The organism is Arthrobacter sp. 05L417 (assembly GCF_056397865.1).
The window spans coordinates 155,015-172,427 of sequence record NZ_JBFTOG010000004.1; the positions used below are offsets into that span (position 1 = coordinate 155,015).

Below are 17,413 nucleotides of genomic sequence, written 5' to 3' on the forward strand. Positions count from 1 at the left end.
GAGGTCTAATTATCATAGCTTCGGCTTCAGGGCGGGCTGCCCATGGCGGCGTTCCCCCGGGCCTGTCAGGACCCGCTGAGCCTCGCGCCGCCGGAGCGGGCGATGTTTCCGAGCCATCCGAGGCTTTCTTTGGGTTTACGTTCAAAGGTGGTCCGGTCTACGGCGACGAGGCCGAATTTCGGTTCCCAATGGCCCCATTCGTAGTTATCCAACAGTGACCAGTGCAGGTAACCGCGGACGTCGACACCATCTTCCATGGCCGCGGCCAGGTGCTGCAGGGCCTCGCGGGTATAGGCGATGCGCCGTGTGTCATCCGGGGTGGCGATACCGTTCTCGGTGACAAGGATGGGCACGTTTGCCACTTGGGCGGCGTGCCTTACCGCCATAGCAAGCGCGTCCGGCCGGTATGCGGTACCGATCATGGTGTTGTCCGGATGGGCCGGATGCGGCACCAGACCATTGGCGTCTACCTGCTGGGAGGTGTAGGACTGAACACCGACGAAGTCATCACCCTTCGCGGCCTCAAGGTAAAGGTCTTCAAAGTTCCACCGGATCTGCAGGAGGCGTTCTTCTCCTCCCGGTGCTGCAGTGAAGGACTGGTTTGCCACGCTCCAGCCAACTTGGGCGTCCGTGCGCTGGCGCAGTGCCTCGCGCGCCAGATGGTGGGCTTCGACGACGTACTTCCCGTCGTCTGGCACCGGAACCGGCAGCGGAGGCTGCCTATATTCGGTCTCACCCTGGTTTTCGACAGTGGGGCTCTGCCACGAGTCCAGTTCACCACGGCTGGCTGCTGCTTCCAGATTGAGCATCATGGCGAGCATGTTGGGTTCGTTGATGGTGATGACGTGTCCGACGTCGCCCAGAATGGACGAAGCGGCCTCCACGTAGCGTGAGAAGCGTTCGGGTGCAGCGGGGGCACTCCATCCGCCTTCGTCTGCGAACCATCGCGGGGAGCTGAAGTGGTGGAGGGTGATGACCGGTTTGATGCCCAGCTCCAGGGCGGTGTCAATCATGTGACGGTAATGAGCCAGCAGTGCAGGGGAGAACACTCCGGGCCGGGGTTCGATGCGCGCCCACTCGATTCCGAACCGGTAGGAGTTCAAGCCAGCCTCGGCGAGGAGGGTCATGTCCTCCCGGTAACGGTGATAGCTGTCGTTCGCGTCACCGCTGAGCTCCATACCAGGGAAGAGCCCTTCCCGGGCCCACCAGTCACTGTTGATGTTGTTTCCCTCGATCTGGTGCGGCGCCGTCGAAGCACCCCAGAGGAAATCCGGGCCAAACGTTGTCATTGGTGTCCTTTCGATGGGGCGTGGTGTCATGTGCGGGGTGGGAATCTCAGTCATGGGTGTGTTTTCCGTGGGTTTCAGGCCGGTGGGCTAGGCGGGGGAGGAAGTAGCCTCAGCGGGCTGCTCAAGCAGGGAGACAAGCCAATCGCCGTCAATGGCACCGCCGAGGATGCTCAGGATCTGGTTCATGGGCATGGAGAGCACCATGCGGGTGCCGTCGCTGTCGTCGTCCAGCTGTTGGCCGGATGCCGCCATGATGGGGTTGAGTTCGTTCGCCAGTGCCGGCCCCGCCGTGGGGTGTGCGAGCCACTCCGCAACGTCGGATTGCAGCGACAGGAGGCGTGGCAGTTCGTCACCGTCAAGTGCCACGTCCTGCTCCAGCAGGACGTGTGAGGCATTGTCGGATACTTGCACGGTGTAGCAGCCCGGGGCGACAACCCAGCGGTCAAGGATAACGTCCCAGTACCGAAGGTTCCTGCGGTCCAGGAGGAAATGGACCTCCCGGGTTTCGCCCGGTTGAAGGAGGACTTTGGTGAAGGCGGCGAGGATCCGTTCCGGGCGCAGGACCGGCCCGGCGTCGGTTGAAAGGTAGATCTGTATGACGTGTTTTGCCGGGATCTTTCCGGTGTTGGTGATATTCGCCGTAACAGCGATTTCGTCATGGCCGCGCGCTTCGGCCCGGAGGTCCGTTGTTTCGAAGGTGGAGTAACTTAGCCCGTGCCCGAAAGGGTACCGGACGGGCCGCTGCACCGTTTCGTAGTAGCGGTAGCCGACCATGACGCCTTCGGTGTAACGGACGTGGCCCTGCTCGCCGGGGAAGGACAGGTAAGTGGGCGTGTCCTGCAGCCGGAAAGGAATGGATTCGGCCAAGCGTCCGGAGGGACTCGTCACACCGAACAGCAGGTCAGCGATCGCTCTACCGCCGCCCTGGCCGAGGAGGAAACCTTCCAGGATGCCGTCCACCTGGTCATGCCATTCTTCAAGGGAGACAACACCCCCGTTCGCCAGGACAACGACGGTACGGGGGGCGGCGGCCGCGACCGCCCGGATGAGCTCGACCTGCACAGCGGCGAGTTCCAGCCTCGTCCGGTCGAACCCTTCGGATTCCTCCTCTTCGGGGTTGCCCGCGAATATGACAGCGACGTCCACGGTGCGGGCCGCCTCCACGGCGTGGGCACGGAGTTCAGCATCGTTCTCGCCGGGTTGGAGAGAGAAGCCCTGCGAGTAGTGGACGCTGCCATCAGAGACAGCGGCCCCCGCCTTGAGTTCCTCCAGGGGTATGTCGATGAGTGTGGCGTTGACGTGTGAGCTGCCCCCGCCCTGGTACCTGGGGTTGGTGGCGAATTCTCCGACAACCAGAAGGGATGTTCCTGGTTTCAGGGGCAGTACGCCGTCCTGGTTTTTGAGCAGGACAGCGCACTCGGTGGCGAGCTCACGTGCCAGTTCATGGTGCGCTGCGGAATCGAACTCAGTTGGGGCGGTCCCGGTGATGCGGGGTTCGCTGTAGGCGGCAAGGTCCAGAACCCGTTCCACTGCCAGATCGATCGCCGACTCGTTCACGCTCCCGTTTTGGACGGCCTTGATGAGCGCTTCGGTGGCGTACTGCCCTGGTCCGGGCATTGCCAGATCCAAGCCGGCGTTCAGTGCTGCCGGCCGTGTGCGGACCGCGCCCCAGTCGGACACCACAACGCCGTTGAATCCCCATTCGCCGCGCAGTACATCAGTGAGAAGCCAGCGGTTTTCTGAGGCGTGGACGCCGTTGATCTTGTTGTATGAGCACATGACCGTCGCCGGTTGCGCTTCGGTGACGACTCGTTCGAAGGCTGACAGGTGCACTTCGCGGAGTGTGCGTTCGTCGACGTCGGAGCTGATGACCATGCGCTCGGTCTCCTGGTCATTGGCCGCCAAATGCTTCACGGATGCTCCCACACCGTGCTCCTGCAAAGCCTTGACGTAGGCGCTCCCAAGTACGCCGGACAACAGCGGGTCCTCGGAGTAGTACTCGAAGTTCCTGCCTCCCAGAGGTGAGCGTTTGATATTCACGCCCGGGCCGAGGAGGATGTCCACGCCATGGGCCTGTGATTCTTTGGCCAAGGCGGCGCCGACGCGTGCGGCGACGTCCTCGCTCCAGCTGCATCCGATTCCTACCGCAGGCGGAAAACACGTTGCGGGCTGACTGCGGTATAGCCCGAGGTGGTCAGTCCCATGCTTCTGCATGCGGACGCCGTGGGGTCCGTCCGCCATGGTCACGGCACCAATGTGATGGTCCTTGATGGCAGTGGTTGACCAAAAGGTATCTCCGATCAACAGGGACGCTTTTTGCTGCAGCGTCAGCTGGCTGACGTCGATGTTCTGCATGGAATTCCTCTGTAGTAGGGGTGGCCCGGTTGCACGCTTGTCTGCTGCATTCCGTGTCGGACCGCGGGATCAGCGGACGGCTTTGACCTTCAGGACGACGACGCCGCCGAGGATCGTGAAGGCTCCGGCCAGCAGGTAAAGCAGGGAGTAGTTTTTGTCTCCTCCAGCGGCTACACCAATGCCCAGGAAAAGCGGTGCGATCAGCGGGGCGGCTGACTGTGCCAGGGAGTTAGCGAGTCCATTGATGCCTATGAACCGTCCGGCGTCGGTGTCCCGCTCGGGCAGTACGTCCAGGACCAGAGCCTGGTCAACGGCGGAAAAGATGCCAAGGCCCAGGTTTGAGATGGCTGAACCGATGAGAAGCATGGGCAGGTTGTCACCGAAAGCCATGACTACTGCGCCGGCGGAGAACATGAAACCGGCGCTGAGCACGAAGGGCTTGCGCTTGCGCAGCTTGTCGGAAAGGAAGCCGCCTCCGATGGAGCCGATGATCACCGTGACGATACCGAGCATCCCGCCGATTGCCACGAGGGTGCCTATTTCGGTGATCTGAACCCCGAGCCGCTGTGCGAAGTAGAACGCAGTGAAGGTTGAGCTCATGGTGAGGCCGAAGTAGAAAAGGAATCGTCCGAGCCAGTTCCACGAAAAGTCGGGGTGCGTGCGGGGGTTGTACACGAATTTGGACAGGACCAGGCGAAGGTTCAGCCTGTCCTCGAAGTTGCGGGTGCGGCTGTCGTCCTCACGGATGACGAATGTGAACAGAACGGTAAGGACCAGGCCGAGCACCGCGGGGATCATAAAGAGCAGCAAGGCGTCTTTGGCGAGGCTGCCGGCGAGGATGGCGCCTGTCACCGGTGCTGCCATGGTGACGAAGCCGACCAGGCCGCCGACTTTTCCGCGCTGGGACTCCGGCAGGCGATCTGCCTGGGAGTTGGTCAAGTTTCCAATGACGGTGTTCCAGCCCAGCGTCGTGACAACCCACCCCACGGTAACCATGGGCACGTCCGGTGCGAGGGCGATAATGAGCAGGCCCAGGGTTCCGAGAAGGGAGCCGGCTACGAGCCAGGGGCGGCGGCGCCCGAAGCGGCTTCGGGTGCGGTCACTGAGCACCCCGATGATGGGACCGGAGACCAGCGAGACTACGGCGGCGGCGCCGATGACGAACCCCAGGTACTCCTCGTGATCCGGTGCAATTGCTTTGATCTTGATGGCCAGGGACAGGGCAATGGGTGTCACGAGGGCGATGTAGGTTCCGAACATGCCCAGCAGCAGGAGCCAAATGTACTTGGCGCTGACCTTGGGCAGGTCCACCTGCCCGGTGACAGGAGGAGCAAGAAGTATTTGCTCCTCCGCCACCTCGGCTGGTGTGCCCCCGATGGTGGCGGTGGCCGGAGGAAGGTTGTTGTTGTTTTTCACGGCAGGACTCCGTCGTCTTGATGTACGGGTGTTGGGGGATTGAGGTGAAGTAAACACAGTTGGAGCGGTGGTGCTTGTGCTAGGAGACGAGCTGACGTTCTCCCGTTGCTTCGGTTGCGTTGGCACCGATGGTGACGGTGGCCGGTTGGCATCCGGAGGCTGTCACGGTGACGGTGACAGGGCCTTGCCCGGTTGGGCGGATGATGGCCAGGGCGCGGCCGTCAAAGGTTGTATGTGAGCCTGCTGTGAAGGGCTCGTCTGTAGCGGGATTGGCGCTTCCGAGGCCTTGGAGGACCGCGGGTCCGTCCACCGTTACGGCGACCTCGCGGTCCCGGCCGTTGTGAAGAACGCCGCTTCCGTCCGTGAGTGCTATTCGCAGGAAGGCGAGGTCCCCGGTGCCGGCTGTGAGTAGGTCGACGTCGGAGCTCACGTCAAGGTGCAATCGGTCGCGTGCCGTGGATAGCTGCACACGGGAATGCTCCTGGCCGTCCTTATACGCGACAGCGGTCAAGTCACCGGGGGTGTAGATGATGTCGAAATCGGTACGGAAGGCCAGGTTTTCTCCTACCTTGGATCGTCCGACAGGCACCCCGTTGAGGAGCAGTTCGACGTCGTCGGCGTCCGAGTACACCTCCACCTGGATCGGCTGTCCCTCGAATCCCTCCCAGGTCCAGCTGCTGATCGCATCACTCCAGGACCAAGGCGTCATGAGCGGTGTGCGCCCATGAAACTGCGGGCGCTGGACCGCGATGTATGGCGTTGACCGGAGCCCGAAGACAATCTCCCGGTAGTAGGAGGCGGGGCGGCGCTCACCTGTGATGTCGATGTCGCCTGTCCACGCGGTAAGCCACGGGTAGGGACGTGCCACGCTTGCTGCTGCACCATGGCCGCCGTCGGCGTATCCCACCGAGCCCAAGCCGGCTTCTCCCAGGTAGTCCCACCCGGTCCAGGCGAAGTCGCCAATAACATGATCGTTGGCTTTGACGAGGTCCCAGTTTTTGGCGATCTGCCCCGGAAAAGTCTCAGTGCCGGCAATGACGCGGTTCGGAAAGAGCGTCTTATCCAGCAGGTAGCGTCCGTCACCGTAGTTCATTCCTGCCACGTCAAGCACCGAAAAGGATTCGGCGGTCCGTTCGCTGACCATTTCGGAGGCCGAGATATGGTTCATCATGTCTCCGACCTGGGTCATCATCCCGTTCACGCCCGCTCCGGTGTCGCCAGCTGCGCCCTGGTGCTGTTTCATGCCGGCCAGGACAATGTCCAGACTCGATACAAAACCGTTGATACCGTTGGTGATGGGCCGGGTCCCGTCCAGCGACCGCAGTTTTTCGGCAAGCCGGCGGCTCCACACCCCGCCATCAGCAGTTCCGGTTTCCGGAATCTCATTGCCGATGGAGTACATGATCACACTGGGGTGATTGATGTCCTTGGCCACAAGGGCCTCAAGATCACGTTCCCACCACTGCGCGAAATCAGTGGCGTAGTCGTAATCGGATTTACCCGAGGTCCAAACGTCGAACGCTTCATCGATGACGAGCATCCCGAGCCGGTCACAGGCATCCAGGAGTGCCGAGCTCGCGGGGTTGTGCGAACTCCTGATGGCGTTGAAACCGGCTTCCTTCAGGACCCGGACCCGGCGCTCCTCGGCCGCGGCAATAGTCGCCGCACCCAAAGGTCCATTGTCGTGATGAACGCAGGCACCGCGCAGTTTCACCGTCTCACCATTGAGCCTCAACCCTCTCTTGGCGTCGACCTGGATCCGACGGATCCCGAACGTGACGGATTCCCTGTCGATGACCGCGCCTGCGTCTCGCAGCAGCAGGACGCACGTGTACAAGGACGGCGAATCGAATCCCCACAAGGCAGGATTCTCGACCATCAGCCGATGGCGCACCACAGCCGAGGTGCCTGGAAGCAGTGTGACAGGGGACTCGTCGCTGGCGACCTCGGCGATGCCTTCTTCATTGACCGACGCTGCTAAGTTGACCGTGGTGGTCACGGCGGTGGTGTTGGTGATCCTTGCAGTCACCTCCACCATCGCGCGATTGCTGTCGATGTCAGCAGTGGTGACACGGACACCATCTACCCCGATGTGGATAGGCTCCTTAACAATCAGGTGCACGTCCCGGTAGATCCCGGCACCGGTGTACCAGCGACTGTCCTTATGCGCCCGGCAGACCACCCGGACCTCGTTCGCGGCACCGAACCGAAGGAACGGGTCAATGCGCACGGTAAAGCGCGAGTAGCCATAAGCGTCTTGGCCGGCCAGGGCACCGTTGACGTACACCATCGCGTCCCGGTAAACGCCGTCGAACTCGAGAGCGAACACCTTGCCGCGATCTGCCTCATCAACATCGAGCATCCTGCGGTATTCGAAAGCACCACTGGGAAAATATCCGCCAGCCGCGCCGGCAGGAGCATCACCGCTTCTGGTCTTCGAGATCAGCGCATCATGCGGAAGCATTACATCAACCCACTGTTCACTTGCTCCGCCCAGTTCAGCGAAAGCACTGACCCTCGTCCGGACGGCCCATCCTTCGTTGAATGGTTTCCTGGCCATTAGCACTCCTAGAAAAATCAATAGCGATTGTCAGTGACTCGTCACGGCTTAACCACGCGCTGGTGCACGTCAACGGATGGTTGATTCCCGCGGTTGAGCGTCGTCGTCTCTCATGAAGCTCATGCTGCTGCCCAGGAGGCTTCAAGGAATCGGCGCGCCTGCTCGATCTGTTCTCGATCCTCCGGAGCCTCTCCCATGAACATGCCGTGCGGGGCACCTTCCCAGACATGAAGTTCGGCGCGGACGCCGGCCTGAAGGAGTTTGCGGTGCAACCGCACGGTATCCGAGAGGAGGAAGTCGCGCGTCCCGGAGGTCAGCATGACAGGCGGGAAGTCTGCGGTATATGTGCCGAACAGAGGTGAGATGTAGGGGTGCTCGAGTGACTGATCACCGCGGTATAGCTCGAGCATGTTCTTCGGGTGCCATTCGCTGAGGCCAAACCCGAGGGTGGTGTACGTGTCGCCGGCAAGCGTGAAATCGACACAAGGAGAAATGAGGCAGGCGGCGGCTGGCATTGGCAGACCCTCGTCTCGGGCCCTAAGGAGAAGGGCTGCTGAGAGATTGCCGCCTCCGGATTGCCCGGCGATGGCGATCGTCTCCGGCCTATGGCTCTTCAGCAGTTCGCGGTATACCGTCATGCAGTCATCCAGGCCAGCCGGGAACGGGTTGTCCGGGAGTTGCCGGTAGTCCATTCCCCAGGTGCGCACGCCGATGTTGCCGGCGATGAGCTCGGTGGAGCGGCGCGCAGTGGGCCCGCCGCCCCAAAGGAAACCTCCGCCGTGGATGTACAGAAGGACCCGCTCGTCGTCAGCTGCGATGTCCGACGGCTCAGCCATAAAGAATTTCGCCCCATGAACCTTGCCGGCTTCTACTGCTACTGCAACGTCTGATGTCACGGCGCCAGTTGTCGCTCGCGCCATGGTTTCGACGAAGACAGGGTCTGAGGATTCGGCGGCCGCCGCCAGGGCACGCCAGACCTCGACATCCTCAGGGGCGGGATCAGGCTGCGGCGGCCTTCCGGCGGCCATGGCCAATACATTCTGTGCCTCGAGGCTGATGGTGGTTGGAACAGGGTATTCGGTCATCGTGGAACGTTCTCCTCTGCGGGGATCGATCGTGAACTATTCGTGAAGTCAGGCGCTCTCGCGGTTAGTCGCGACATCGTGGGTGACGCGCGTCACCGATCTAATCACGCGTGGGTGACACGCGTCAATAGGGGCTGAAATTTCCCGTTGGGAATGCAGTGCATTGAGCGGCCGCGGCGCACAGATGGGTGTCGGCTGCAGCAAAGCCCTTGAAGAGCCACTCCAGTGGATCGCACCAGCTCAAGCATCGAAATGCGAAGCAGTTGATCCTCCGGGCCAAACTTTGACCCTGGAGCGTACGTCATCCGTCCAAGATGGGGGCGAAGACCTGGTTAGCCCAGCTGGAGGACGGCAAGCGCCCGCCGAAGGTAGGGGGCAGGGTCAGTGTCATCATTAGCCGCCCATTGCAGCCAGGCTTCGAATAATGCGCCAGCAAGAGCGGCGCACAGGTACCGGGCAGTGTCTTCAGGAATGCCACGGGCGGTGAGGTAGGAGCGGGTCTGGTCGTTGCGAGTCCCTAAGAATTCCTGGCTGCGGCTCAGCAGCTCCGGGTGTTCGGCGATCAATCGGAGTCTCCCGCGGGTCACGGCGAGGTCCGGGAGGGCGGCAATACCCGTAAGCACGGCTTCCCGAAGTCCGTCCAGAATCGCCTGTCGGGACAGGGGATGTGCAGGGGCCGACTCCAAGGCGGCGGCGGAGGCTTCTATTACAGGTCCCATCCCGCCCCATACCAACTCTGCTTTATTGGCGAAATGGCGGTACAAAGTCTTCCGCCCAACGCGGGCCTCCCGCGCAATATCCTCCATCGAGGTCTGCTCATACCCCCGCTCGGCGAACATTTTGAGGGCAAGGGCGGCAACCGCTTCAGGGTCGATGCTCACCGGCCGCCCCGGCGACCGGTGGATAGTGATTGAATCGTTCGAAAGCATCTCACCAGTATTCACCCTTCCATTATGACACTGAGTGTCGTAATCTTGGCTGCGACATCATCAGCGTCTGGAAGGACATCATGGGCAGCGAAGCCTCGTGGCAGGAAACCATCACTAATGGCCGCTTTGCGGGACAAACCGTCGTCGTAACGGGTGCAGCGTCCGGCATAGGGCAGGCGACTGCCATGCGCATCGCCAAGGAGGGCGGCAAGGTTATCGCCGCGGACATCAGCAAGCAGCGCCTCGACGCTCTCGTTGAAGAGAATAAGAACCTGGACCTGGTGCCAGTGGCCGGTGACATCTCTACTGAGGAAACTATTGCCGCTGTGGTTTCTGCCGCCGGCGGGCGCATCGACGCCTTGGCGAACATTGCCGGAATCATGGATAACTTCGCACCAATCCATGAGGTGGACGATGACCTTTGGGAGCGCGTTTTCCGGATCAACGTCACCGCCCTCATGCGTCTTACCCGCGCCGTTGTACCGCTGATGCTGGAAGCCGGGGCGGGGTCGGTAGTCAACGTTTCCTCAGAGGCCGGCATCCGCGGTTCGGCTGCCGGGGCTGCATACACTGCCTCCAAACATGCCGTTGTTGGCCTGACCAAGAACTCCGCCGTGATGTACGGCCCGAAGGGTCTTCGCTTCAATACCGTGGCTCCCGGGCCCACACTCACTGGCATCGAGGCAAACTTCGGCTCCCAACTGGCCACCGAACGGCTCATCCCACTCATGCAGGCCAATATCCCCACGCCCGCTAACGCCGCACAGTTGGCAGCCTCAATCACTTTCCTGCTCAGCGACGACGGCACCAACCTAAACGGCGCGGTTCTGGCCTCCGACGGCGGCTGGTCGGCGATTTAGCCGCCAAACAAAAAACCCTTCAAACAGGAGTTTCTTCTAATGTCAGAAAAGTTCTTTGAGGCAGTCTCCCAGATCCTTGGTCAAGATGCCGTTGACGTTTCGGATGCTGGCCGCGCCTCATACAGCAGCAACCGGCTCCCTGGCGGAGACCGTCAAACCGATGGGATTGTTTTTCCTTCTTCCACTGAAGACGTTTCCACCATTGTTCGCCTGGCCGCCGAGCATGGAGTGTCTTTGTGGCCGACCAGCACGGGCCATAACTGGGGCATGGGAGAGTTTTCCCCAGTCCGGGAAGGCCAGGTGGTTATGCACCTGGGCAAACGGATGAACCGCATCCTGGAAGTTGATGAACGACTCGGCTACGCCGTCATCGAACCGGGAGTAACCTTCCGACAGCTTCGGGCAAAAATGGCCGAACTCGGCGACAAGTTCATGATCAGCGGAACCTCCGGTCCGCCCGATGGCAGCATCATCGGCAATGCCCTCGACCGCGGTGCCGGCTACACCCCTCACTTCGATCACTTCGGCACGCTCTGCGGGATGGAAGTAGTTCTGCCCAACGGGGAAATCTTCAACACCGGAGACGGGTCCCTTCCCAATTCCAATAGCCGCTTTACTAATAAGTCGGGGTTCGGACCGCTCCTGGACGGCATCTTCACTCAATCCAACTTCGGCATTGTCACGCAGACTGCTGTCTGGCTGATGCCACGCCCGCCGGTCATTGTGGGATTTGCTTTCTCCTTCGCGGAGGACGAGGACCTTTCCGAGATCTTTGAAATGGTGCGCCCGCTGAAGCTCAACTCGGTGGTTCCTACCCTCATCAAGGTGACCTCCGGCGGTTACGGCTTCGCTACGGAGGATACCTACCCTTATAACCGCACCGACGGTCAGGTGCCACTGCCGGATGCCATCCGCCGGGAACTGCAGGAAAAGCATGGCACCGGAGCGTGGCTCGTGTCCGGCGCCCTGTATGGGCCTTCCGAGGAGGCGCTGCAGCCCACGCTCGGTAGGATCCGCGCCGTTTTCGAGGCATCAGGTAAGGCCACCTACATTTCCCACAAGGAAATGCTGGATAACCCCATCTACAAGATCCATCTCGACACCTACAGTGGTGAACCCACAGACAGTGAAGTCGACATGCTCAACTGGCGCCCTGGCGGTGGCGCGACCTGGTTCCTGCCCGCCACACCTATGATCGGCGAAGCTGCTGAGCTTCAGCACGAAACCTCACGCCGCGTCCTTGCCGAGCACGGGTTTGAGTACTTCGTCGAGTTCGTTTGCAGCACCAGGGCAGCACGCGGCCTGCACCTCATCATCTTCAACCGTCAGGACGCTGATGAGGTAGCCCGCATGAACGCCGCCTATGCTGCCTTGGTCGAAGCATACGACGAGATCGGCTACCCCATCGGACGAACCCCGACTGACTGGCAGGAACGGGCCATGGCCCGTCTGCCGGTACTGCAGCAGGTCACGCATCAAATTAAGGCGGCACTGGATCCCAAGGGAACCATCGCGCCGGGCAAGTACGGCATCTCATGAGTGCTGCAGCCATCAGCCTCGGTGGCCGTGTTCTTGAGCTGACAGCACCCTATGAGATGGATACTGTCGTACGCCCTGACCTAGGTCAGCCCGGCCCCGGTCAAGTCGTTGTCCGCATGGTCGCTCTGGGCCTGTGCGGCACAGACCTTCACATCTACTCCGGTCGGGGATCCATGTATCCATGGGTAACGGGGCATGACGGAGCCGGAATCATCCAATCGGTAGGGCCTGGAGTCGATCTCCAAGAGGGCCAACGCGTTGCCGTTGACCCCGTCGTCCGATGCGGGAAATGCGCGATGTGCCGGCAAGGCAAGGTGCAGCTCTGCGCGGACGGCGGATACCTCGGCATGCTCGGCCCAGGTTTGGCCGCTGAATATGTACAGCTTCCGGCGGCACAACTCATTCCGCTGCCGGACGCGGTATCAGACCTGGCGGCCACCGTCTTGGAGCCCGTCGCCGTGGCCCTTCACACACTTCGCCGGGTGGCGCCCTTAATGCCCGGCCAGGGGGCCGCCGCCATCATTGGTGGAGGCCCGTTGGGCATCCTGCAGGCACAGGTATCCCAGCACTTTGGATGGGATTGCGTTGTCTTCGAGCCCCAGAAGCGACGCCGGGACCTGGGCAGCTCCCTTGGCGTGAAGATGTTCGATCCGGCGGAAGCTGAGGACATCGAGACACTTAAAGGCGGCCCGATACTGGTGATCGAGACATCCGCGGCTGGCGCGGGCGTCGACCTCGCCGAACGGATAGCAGCCCCGGGTTCCGTTGTTGCCATCGTGGGCCGTGGGCCGCATTCCCCGTCGCCAGCGAGCATCTTGCTCAAAGAGCTGTCGGTGCTGGGAATCAAGGGAGGCCCAGGCATGTACTCCGAGGCGGTGCGCTTGGTCCAGGAGGGCGTGGTTGATCCGGCATCAGTTATCACTGACCAGTTCCCTTGGTCGCAAGGTGCCAAGGCGTTTGCGCACACCGTTCAGAACCCCGAAACCGTGGTTCGCAGCGTCCTCCATGGGGCGTGGCAATGACAAAGCAAGTCATTAACTACGGAAAGCATCCTTCTCAGTTTGTCGAAGCCTGGTTTCCCGAGAACTGGTCACAGGACAGTGCTGTCGTGCTGCTCCATGGTGGCTGGTGGCGTGCTAAACACGACCTGCATCTGATGGATGAGCTGGCTGCTGATCTGCATCAGAGGGGGTATTTGGTTTGGAACGTAGAGTATCGAAGGATCGATGGCGACGACGGCGGTTGGCCTGGGACATTGGACGACGTCCTGGCAGCCATTCACCACCTGACCTCAGAGCCGCTGCGGGTAAACCCGTCATCCATTGCGGTCATTGGACATTCCGCCGGCGGACACCTGGCCCTGCTCGCGGCCAAGACAGCGCGACTGGCTGCTGTCGTTGCGCTCGCCCCGATCACGGATGTCGCCCGCTGCGCGGCTGAAGGACTGGGAGAGGGAGCGACGCCGGTCTTCCTCGAAAAGGCTGGTCTTACCAAGAAAGTCTTTGAAGAAGCTTCGCCTTTGGAGCAGGCACCGATCCGTGTTCCCCAATTGGTCGTCCACGGCTCGGATGATGTCCGGGTCCCCTTGAGCCACAGCAAGGCATACGTCTCCAGAGCCGCCGGGGTGGGGGACAATGTTGAACTTCGGGAAGTTCAGGGGGGCGACCACATGTTCGTCCTGCAGCCCGATCATTCGTATTGGCCCAAAGCGCTGGAGTGGCTGAACGACGTAACCGCCGACTCAGCGCCCGTACCTTCCGCCGGAGAAGACAAGCTCTCATTATGACGGGGAGCACAAAGATCCTCGGACCCGGAGAGGGCGAAACGCATACCAACCATGCGATTCGGGCTGCGCATTCTCCGGGTGATTCCGATCCGGGCGGCGATGGCATCGGCAGCGAAACGCGCATCCGCCTCCAACTCACTAGTTATCGTCTCGTCGATGCAGTCAGGGACTCCTGACATTCTGTCTCTGACGTGATTCGTCCTGGAAGAAAAGTGGGAAATTCTAGGGAAGGGATCCGAAATCTCACTCCAGTTTTTGGTGGCGCTCCCGGGAAATGTCTCTAGAGCTACCGTTTGATTGCTGAGCCGCGGCGGGGACTTGGCCCGCCAGAGGTTGCGGTTCGAGTTCGGATCCGGTGCCCTCGTGGCTGAGGCGAACGACGGCAACGTGACGCGGGCGAGTGCGCAGCACCACGCCCGACCGGTTCCTTACCTGATCCAAAGAGTCGTCAGATAGCAGCCCACTACTTTTAGGCCAGGTCTCGATCAACCACTTTCGAGCGGTGAGCATTCTGGTTCGGTGCCGCAAAGAAATACGAGGCCACGGCGTGGCCGATCTGCTGTTACTCCTGGTAGTAGTGCTGTTCGAGACCCTTGATGAGCAGTTCGGGCTCTCCGCTCATTGCGGCGTCGACCAGCAGCAGATGCCTGTCCGCCTGGCTGTCGGCGGTTCCCACGCCGCGCCGCATTATCGGCACCATCATGACGGCGAGAAGCGACTCCAGGCTCTGCCATGCCTCCACCAGTTTGGCCTTTGGCTGCTGATTCATCAGCGTTCCGTGGAACTCGCGGTCCAACCTCATGAGATCGTCTACGTCCTCTGGCAGACGAAGCCCCCGCATGCGTTCGGCGATGCGCCTCAGTTCTTTCTCAACGCTTTCGGACGGCGGAAGCACGGCGTGCATGGCAGCTCGTCCTTCGAGGGCTGCGAAGACTTCCCCGATCTCGGCGATGTCGCCGTCGCTGAAGTATCGAACCCGGTTACCTGAACCCGGCGAGAATTCGACGAGCCCGGTTGCGGCAAGGCGCGTCAGGGCCTCGCGGACTGTGCCGCGGCTCACAGACAGATCTTCAGCGAGCCTCTTTTCTACGAGATGCCGACCCGGATCGAGGGTTCCCAGGATGATTTCCCTCCTGATTCGGTGCGCCACTTGATCCACGAGCGTTGTTCGCTCCGCAACCCGAGGCGCAAGCGTTCTCGCGAGAGACGTCCTTGCTGGCTCAGAGGTAGGTTGACTCTCCATTGCGCTCACACCCCTATCGGCTAATGGCAGCCACCCGCGCTTTGGAGTGGGCCTTGACACTAGATCACCAAACGATAGTATCAAACAATCATGTCGGACACGATTGTCGGACACTATGGTCGGATAGGACATCAAAATGCATGATGGCTTCAGAAGCCAAGAGGCCGTGGTTCGCGGCCACTTCCACATCGCTGCTCTCCCTGGCGGCGGTTTGGATCTGCCGTACATCCAGATCCATGGCGGGGAGCCCGGGCCGCGGCTGACGATGCTCGCGGGCGTCCATGGCTGTGAGTATGCGGCCATGGCTGCTCTGCGGGAGTTTGTTGCAGAGGTCAATCCTGCGGAACTGAGGGGGATCATCACCGCGGTTCCCGTGGTAAACCTCCCGGCTTACCTGAGCCGGACGCCCTTCATCGTTCCAATGGACGGCAAGAATCTGAACAGGTGCTTTCCTGGCGACCCGAACGGCAGCTTTTCGGACGTACTGGCACACCATGTGTTCGAACGCTTCATCCGGGAAGCCGACTTCGTCGTCGACCTTCATTCCGGAGACGTACCGGAAGCTATCGAGCCGGTAGTTATCTACGACGAGTCACCGGTGGGTGAGGCTGCACGGCGGATCGCGGTGGCGTACGGAACACAGCACGTGATCAGGCAGCCTGCCGCCTCACGGGTTACCACCGGCACCACGAGTTCTGCGGCCGCGGATGCCGGTGTCCCGGCGATCACCGCTGAGGCAGGAGGCGGCGGCATCATCGATCGCAAGGCTGTCGCCATTCATGTCAGGGGCCTGCGGAATGTGGCGGCGACCCTGGGAATGCTCCCCTATGACGTTGAGCAGACCCCTGGCCAGGCGGAGCACGACCAAGGCTGGAGCTGGATTCATTCGCCGGTGGGCGGTTGGTGGCAACCGAGCGTCGAACTTGGCAAGCCTGTTTCCAAGGGGGAGCTTCTCGGACAGGTCAGTGACCTCTTCGGCGACGTCATCCACAAAGTCAAGGCAACGCACGCCGGAATACCCATGATCATCACCACGAGTCCCGCGATCGCCGCAGACGGACTCCTTATGGTTCTAACCCAGGAGGTTTCAGAGTGAGCACCACCAAGAAGCGAGTGGCCGTCATCGGTCTCGGAACGGCAGGCAGCATGTCTGCCTGGCGCCTGGCTTCACGGGGCATGGAGGTAGTCGGTTACGAGCAGTTCGGAATCGCCCACGACCGCAGCGCCCACGCGGGCGAGTCCCGTATCTTCCGCACCGCCTACTTCGAAGACCCCGAATACGTGCCATTGCTTCGCACCGCCAAGGCACTGTGGCAACAGCTCGAGGGCGAGACAGGCACCAATCTCCTTACCCTTGCCGGCAATCTCATGCTGGGGGAGGCATCATCGCAGATGGCCAACGTCAGTGACTCCATCGACAAGTTCGGGGTGGACGCCTCCATCATTCCGCTCGACGAGGCGCGCACCCGCTGGCCGCATCATCCGTTCCACGAGGGCGACGCCGTTGTCCTGGACCGTGAGGCTGGCTATCTTCGCCCTGAGCTCGCGGTGCTGAAGGCCGCCTACCGAGCCATGTCGCTGGGCGCCCAACTCCGCACCTACAGCCCAGTTGAAGGGGTCGAAGTCAAGGAGGGCGGGGTCTGGGTCAGCGCCCATGGCCGGAGCGAGCGATACGACCACGTTGTGGTCACCACCGGCCCCTGGGCTGCGAAGCTGCTTCCGGAACTCGCGCCACTCGTGCAGGTTCGCAAGGCGGTATCAGCGTGGTTCGTCACGAAGGAACGCGGAGCATTTGATCCGGCCAACTTCCCATGCTTCATACGCACGACGCCTGAAGAGTTTTATGGACTGCCGGCGATGGACGGGAACGGGCTGAAACTAGGCCTGTCCGGCACCGTCAACCGTCTGGTCGATGACCCCGACGCCCTCGACCGCACGGTCCCCATCGACGAAATGAAGGCATTCAGGCAACTCGTGGCCGATTCCTTCCCGGCACTCTATCCGGATCCTGTCCGTGTGGCCGCCTACATGGAGGGCTACACCCAGGACGGGCACGGGATCGTTGGGCGGCTTGGCGGCGAGGACCGCATCACTGTCCTCACGGGCCTGTCCGGTCATGGGTTCAAGCTTGCGCCGGCGCTCGGCGAAATCGCCGCGGACTACGCCCTTCACGGTGCCAGTGACAGCACGATCCCGCTCCTGAGCCCCGAGCGGTTCCTTACCGTCCAGACCTCGACGGCGAACCCGTGAGGTGACGTAAGGCCCCGTCCCGGTCATTAACTGCATCCATCTGGCACCACTGCACGGCTTACCTGTAACCGCACCATCCCAACCAAAAAAGATTCCAAGGA

At 61.5% G+C, this 17,413-nt stretch carries 13 protein-coding genes; 6 read left to right on the forward strand and 7 right to left on the reverse strand.

The window, feature by feature from the left end; genetic code table 11:
* Nucleotides 1-65: 65 nt before the first annotated feature.
* The 6 genes from AC1DJW_RS05775 to AC1DJW_RS05800 form a co-directional block, all read right to left on the reverse strand.
* Nucleotides 66-1,289, reverse strand: a complete 1,224-nt coding sequence (locus AC1DJW_RS05775; RefSeq protein WP_476900897.1) for a glycoside hydrolase family 1 protein — start codon at nt 1,287-1,289, stop codon at nt 66-68.
* Between the two features lie 87 nt (nt 1,290-1,376).
* Nucleotides 1,377-3,644, reverse strand: coding sequence for a glycoside hydrolase family 3 C-terminal domain-containing protein (locus tag AC1DJW_RS05780; protein ID WP_476900898.1), 2,268 nt, complete (start codon nt 3,642-3,644; stop codon nt 1,377-1,379).
* 69 nt (nt 3,645-3,713) lie between these two features.
* Nucleotides 3,714-5,060 (reverse strand): MFS transporter, encoded by a 1,347-nt coding sequence (locus AC1DJW_RS05785; RefSeq protein ID WP_441437335.1) that lies wholly within the window; start codon nt 5,058-5,060, stop codon nt 3,714-3,716.
* A gap of 79 nt (nt 5,061-5,139) precedes the next feature.
* A complete protein-coding gene (locus AC1DJW_RS05790) occupies nt 5,140-7,620 on the reverse strand; it encodes a glycoside hydrolase family 2 TIM barrel-domain containing protein (protein WP_441437334.1) in 2,481 nt (826 codons plus the stop codon).
* Between the two features lie 119 nt (nt 7,621-7,739).
* The gene (locus tag AC1DJW_RS05795) at nt 7,740-8,705 is read right to left on the reverse strand and encodes an alpha/beta hydrolase (RefSeq protein WP_476900899.1); all 966 of its coding nucleotides are present in this window, start codon (nt 8,703-8,705) and stop codon (nt 7,740-7,742) included.
* Nucleotides 8,706-9,037: 332 nt separating this feature from the next.
* The gene (locus AC1DJW_RS05800; RefSeq protein WP_442003129.1) at nt 9,038-9,634 is read right to left on the reverse strand and encodes a TetR/AcrR family transcriptional regulator; all 597 of its coding nucleotides are present in this window, start codon (nt 9,632-9,634) and stop codon (nt 9,038-9,040) included.
* 80 nt (nt 9,635-9,714) lie between these two features.
* On the opposite strand from AC1DJW_RS05800, the gene AC1DJW_RS05805 reads away from it, so the two are divergent.
* From AC1DJW_RS05805 to AC1DJW_RS05820, 4 genes are read left to right on the forward strand one after another with little or no spacing between them, the layout of a single operon-like run.
* Complete coding sequence (locus tag AC1DJW_RS05805) at nt 9,715-10,494, forward strand: SDR family NAD(P)-dependent oxidoreductase (RefSeq protein ID WP_476900900.1); 780 nt, start codon at nt 9,715-9,717, stop codon at nt 10,492-10,494.
* 39 nt (nt 10,495-10,533) lie between these two features.
* On the forward strand, nt 10,534-12,033 hold the full coding sequence (locus tag AC1DJW_RS05810; protein ID WP_441437330.1) for an FAD-binding oxidoreductase: 1,500 nt from the start codon (nt 10,534-10,536) through the stop codon (nt 12,031-12,033).
* Complete coding sequence (locus AC1DJW_RS05815) at nt 12,030-13,055, forward strand: zinc-dependent alcohol dehydrogenase (protein WP_441437329.1); 1,026 nt, start codon at nt 12,030-12,032, stop codon at nt 13,053-13,055. Before AC1DJW_RS05810 ends, AC1DJW_RS05815 begins: the two co-directional genes overlap by 4 nt.
* A complete protein-coding gene (locus AC1DJW_RS05820; RefSeq protein WP_441437328.1) occupies nt 13,052-13,819 on the forward strand; it encodes an alpha/beta hydrolase family protein in 768 nt (255 codons plus the stop codon). The genes AC1DJW_RS05815 and AC1DJW_RS05820 overlap by 4 nt, the downstream gene beginning before the upstream one ends.
* Nucleotides 13,820-14,381: 562 nt before the next feature.
* Here AC1DJW_RS05820 and AC1DJW_RS05825 read toward each other — a convergent pair.
* Nucleotides 14,382-15,290 carry a GntR family transcriptional regulator gene (locus AC1DJW_RS05825; protein WP_442003131.1) on the reverse strand — a complete coding sequence of 303 codons (909 nt, stop codon included), beginning with the start codon at nt 15,288-15,290 and terminating at the stop codon, nt 14,382-14,384.
* Here AC1DJW_RS05825 and AC1DJW_RS05830 point away from each other — a divergent pair.
* The gene (locus AC1DJW_RS05830; protein WP_476900901.1) at nt 15,199-16,158 is read left to right on the forward strand and encodes a succinylglutamate desuccinylase/aspartoacylase family protein; all 960 of its coding nucleotides are present in this window, start codon (nt 15,199-15,201) and stop codon (nt 16,156-16,158) included. The two genes, AC1DJW_RS05825 and AC1DJW_RS05830, sit on opposite strands and share 92 nt — an antisense overlap.
* Nucleotides 16,155-17,312 carry an N-methyl-L-tryptophan oxidase gene (gene solA / locus AC1DJW_RS05835; RefSeq protein WP_476900902.1) on the forward strand — a complete coding sequence of 386 codons (1,158 nt, stop codon included), beginning with the start codon at nt 16,155-16,157 and terminating at the stop codon, nt 17,310-17,312. Before AC1DJW_RS05830 ends, solA begins: the two co-directional genes overlap by 4 nt.
* Nucleotides 17,313-17,413: the final 101 nt, after the last annotated feature.

Excerpts from the sequence above, each read along its gene's own strand:
- AC1DJW_RS05775 (WP_476900897.1), bottom strand. The coding sequence starts at position 1,289 with ATGACAACGTTTGGCCCGGATTTCCTCTGGGGTGCTTCGACGGCGCCG.
- AC1DJW_RS05780 (WP_476900898.1), bottom strand. The coding sequence starts at position 3,644 with ATGCAGAACATCGACGTCAGCCAGCTGACGCTGCAGCAAAAAGCGTCC.
- AC1DJW_RS05790 (WP_441437334.1), bottom strand. The coding sequence starts at position 7,620 with ATGGCCAGGAAACCATTCAACGAAGGATGGGCCGTCCGGACGAGGGTC.
- AC1DJW_RS05795 (WP_476900899.1), bottom strand. The coding sequence starts at position 8,705 with ATGACCGAATACCCTGTTCCAACCACCATCAGCCTCGAGGCACAGAAT.
- AC1DJW_RS05800 (WP_442003129.1), bottom strand. The coding sequence starts at position 9,634 with ATGCTTTCGAACGATTCAATCACTATCCACCGGTCGCCGGGGCGGCCG.
- AC1DJW_RS05805 (WP_476900900.1), top strand. The coding sequence starts at position 9,715 with ATGGGCAGCGAAGCCTCGTGGCAGGAAACCATCACTAATGGCCGCTTT.
- AC1DJW_RS05810 (WP_441437330.1), top strand. The coding sequence starts at position 10,534 with ATGTCAGAAAAGTTCTTTGAGGCAGTCTCCCAGATCCTTGGTCAAGAT.
- AC1DJW_RS05815 (WP_441437329.1), top strand. The coding sequence starts at position 12,030 with ATGAGTGCTGCAGCCATCAGCCTCGGTGGCCGTGTTCTTGAGCTGACA.
- AC1DJW_RS05820 (WP_441437328.1), top strand. The coding sequence starts at position 13,052 with ATGACAAAGCAAGTCATTAACTACGGAAAGCATCCTTCTCAGTTTGTC.
- AC1DJW_RS05830 (WP_476900901.1), top strand. The coding sequence starts at position 15,199 with ATGCATGATGGCTTCAGAAGCCAAGAGGCCGTGGTTCGCGGCCACTTC.
- AC1DJW_RS05825 (WP_442003131.1), bottom strand. The coding sequence starts at position 15,290 with ATGTACGGCAGATCCAAACCGCCGCCAGGGAGAGCAGCGATGTGGAAG.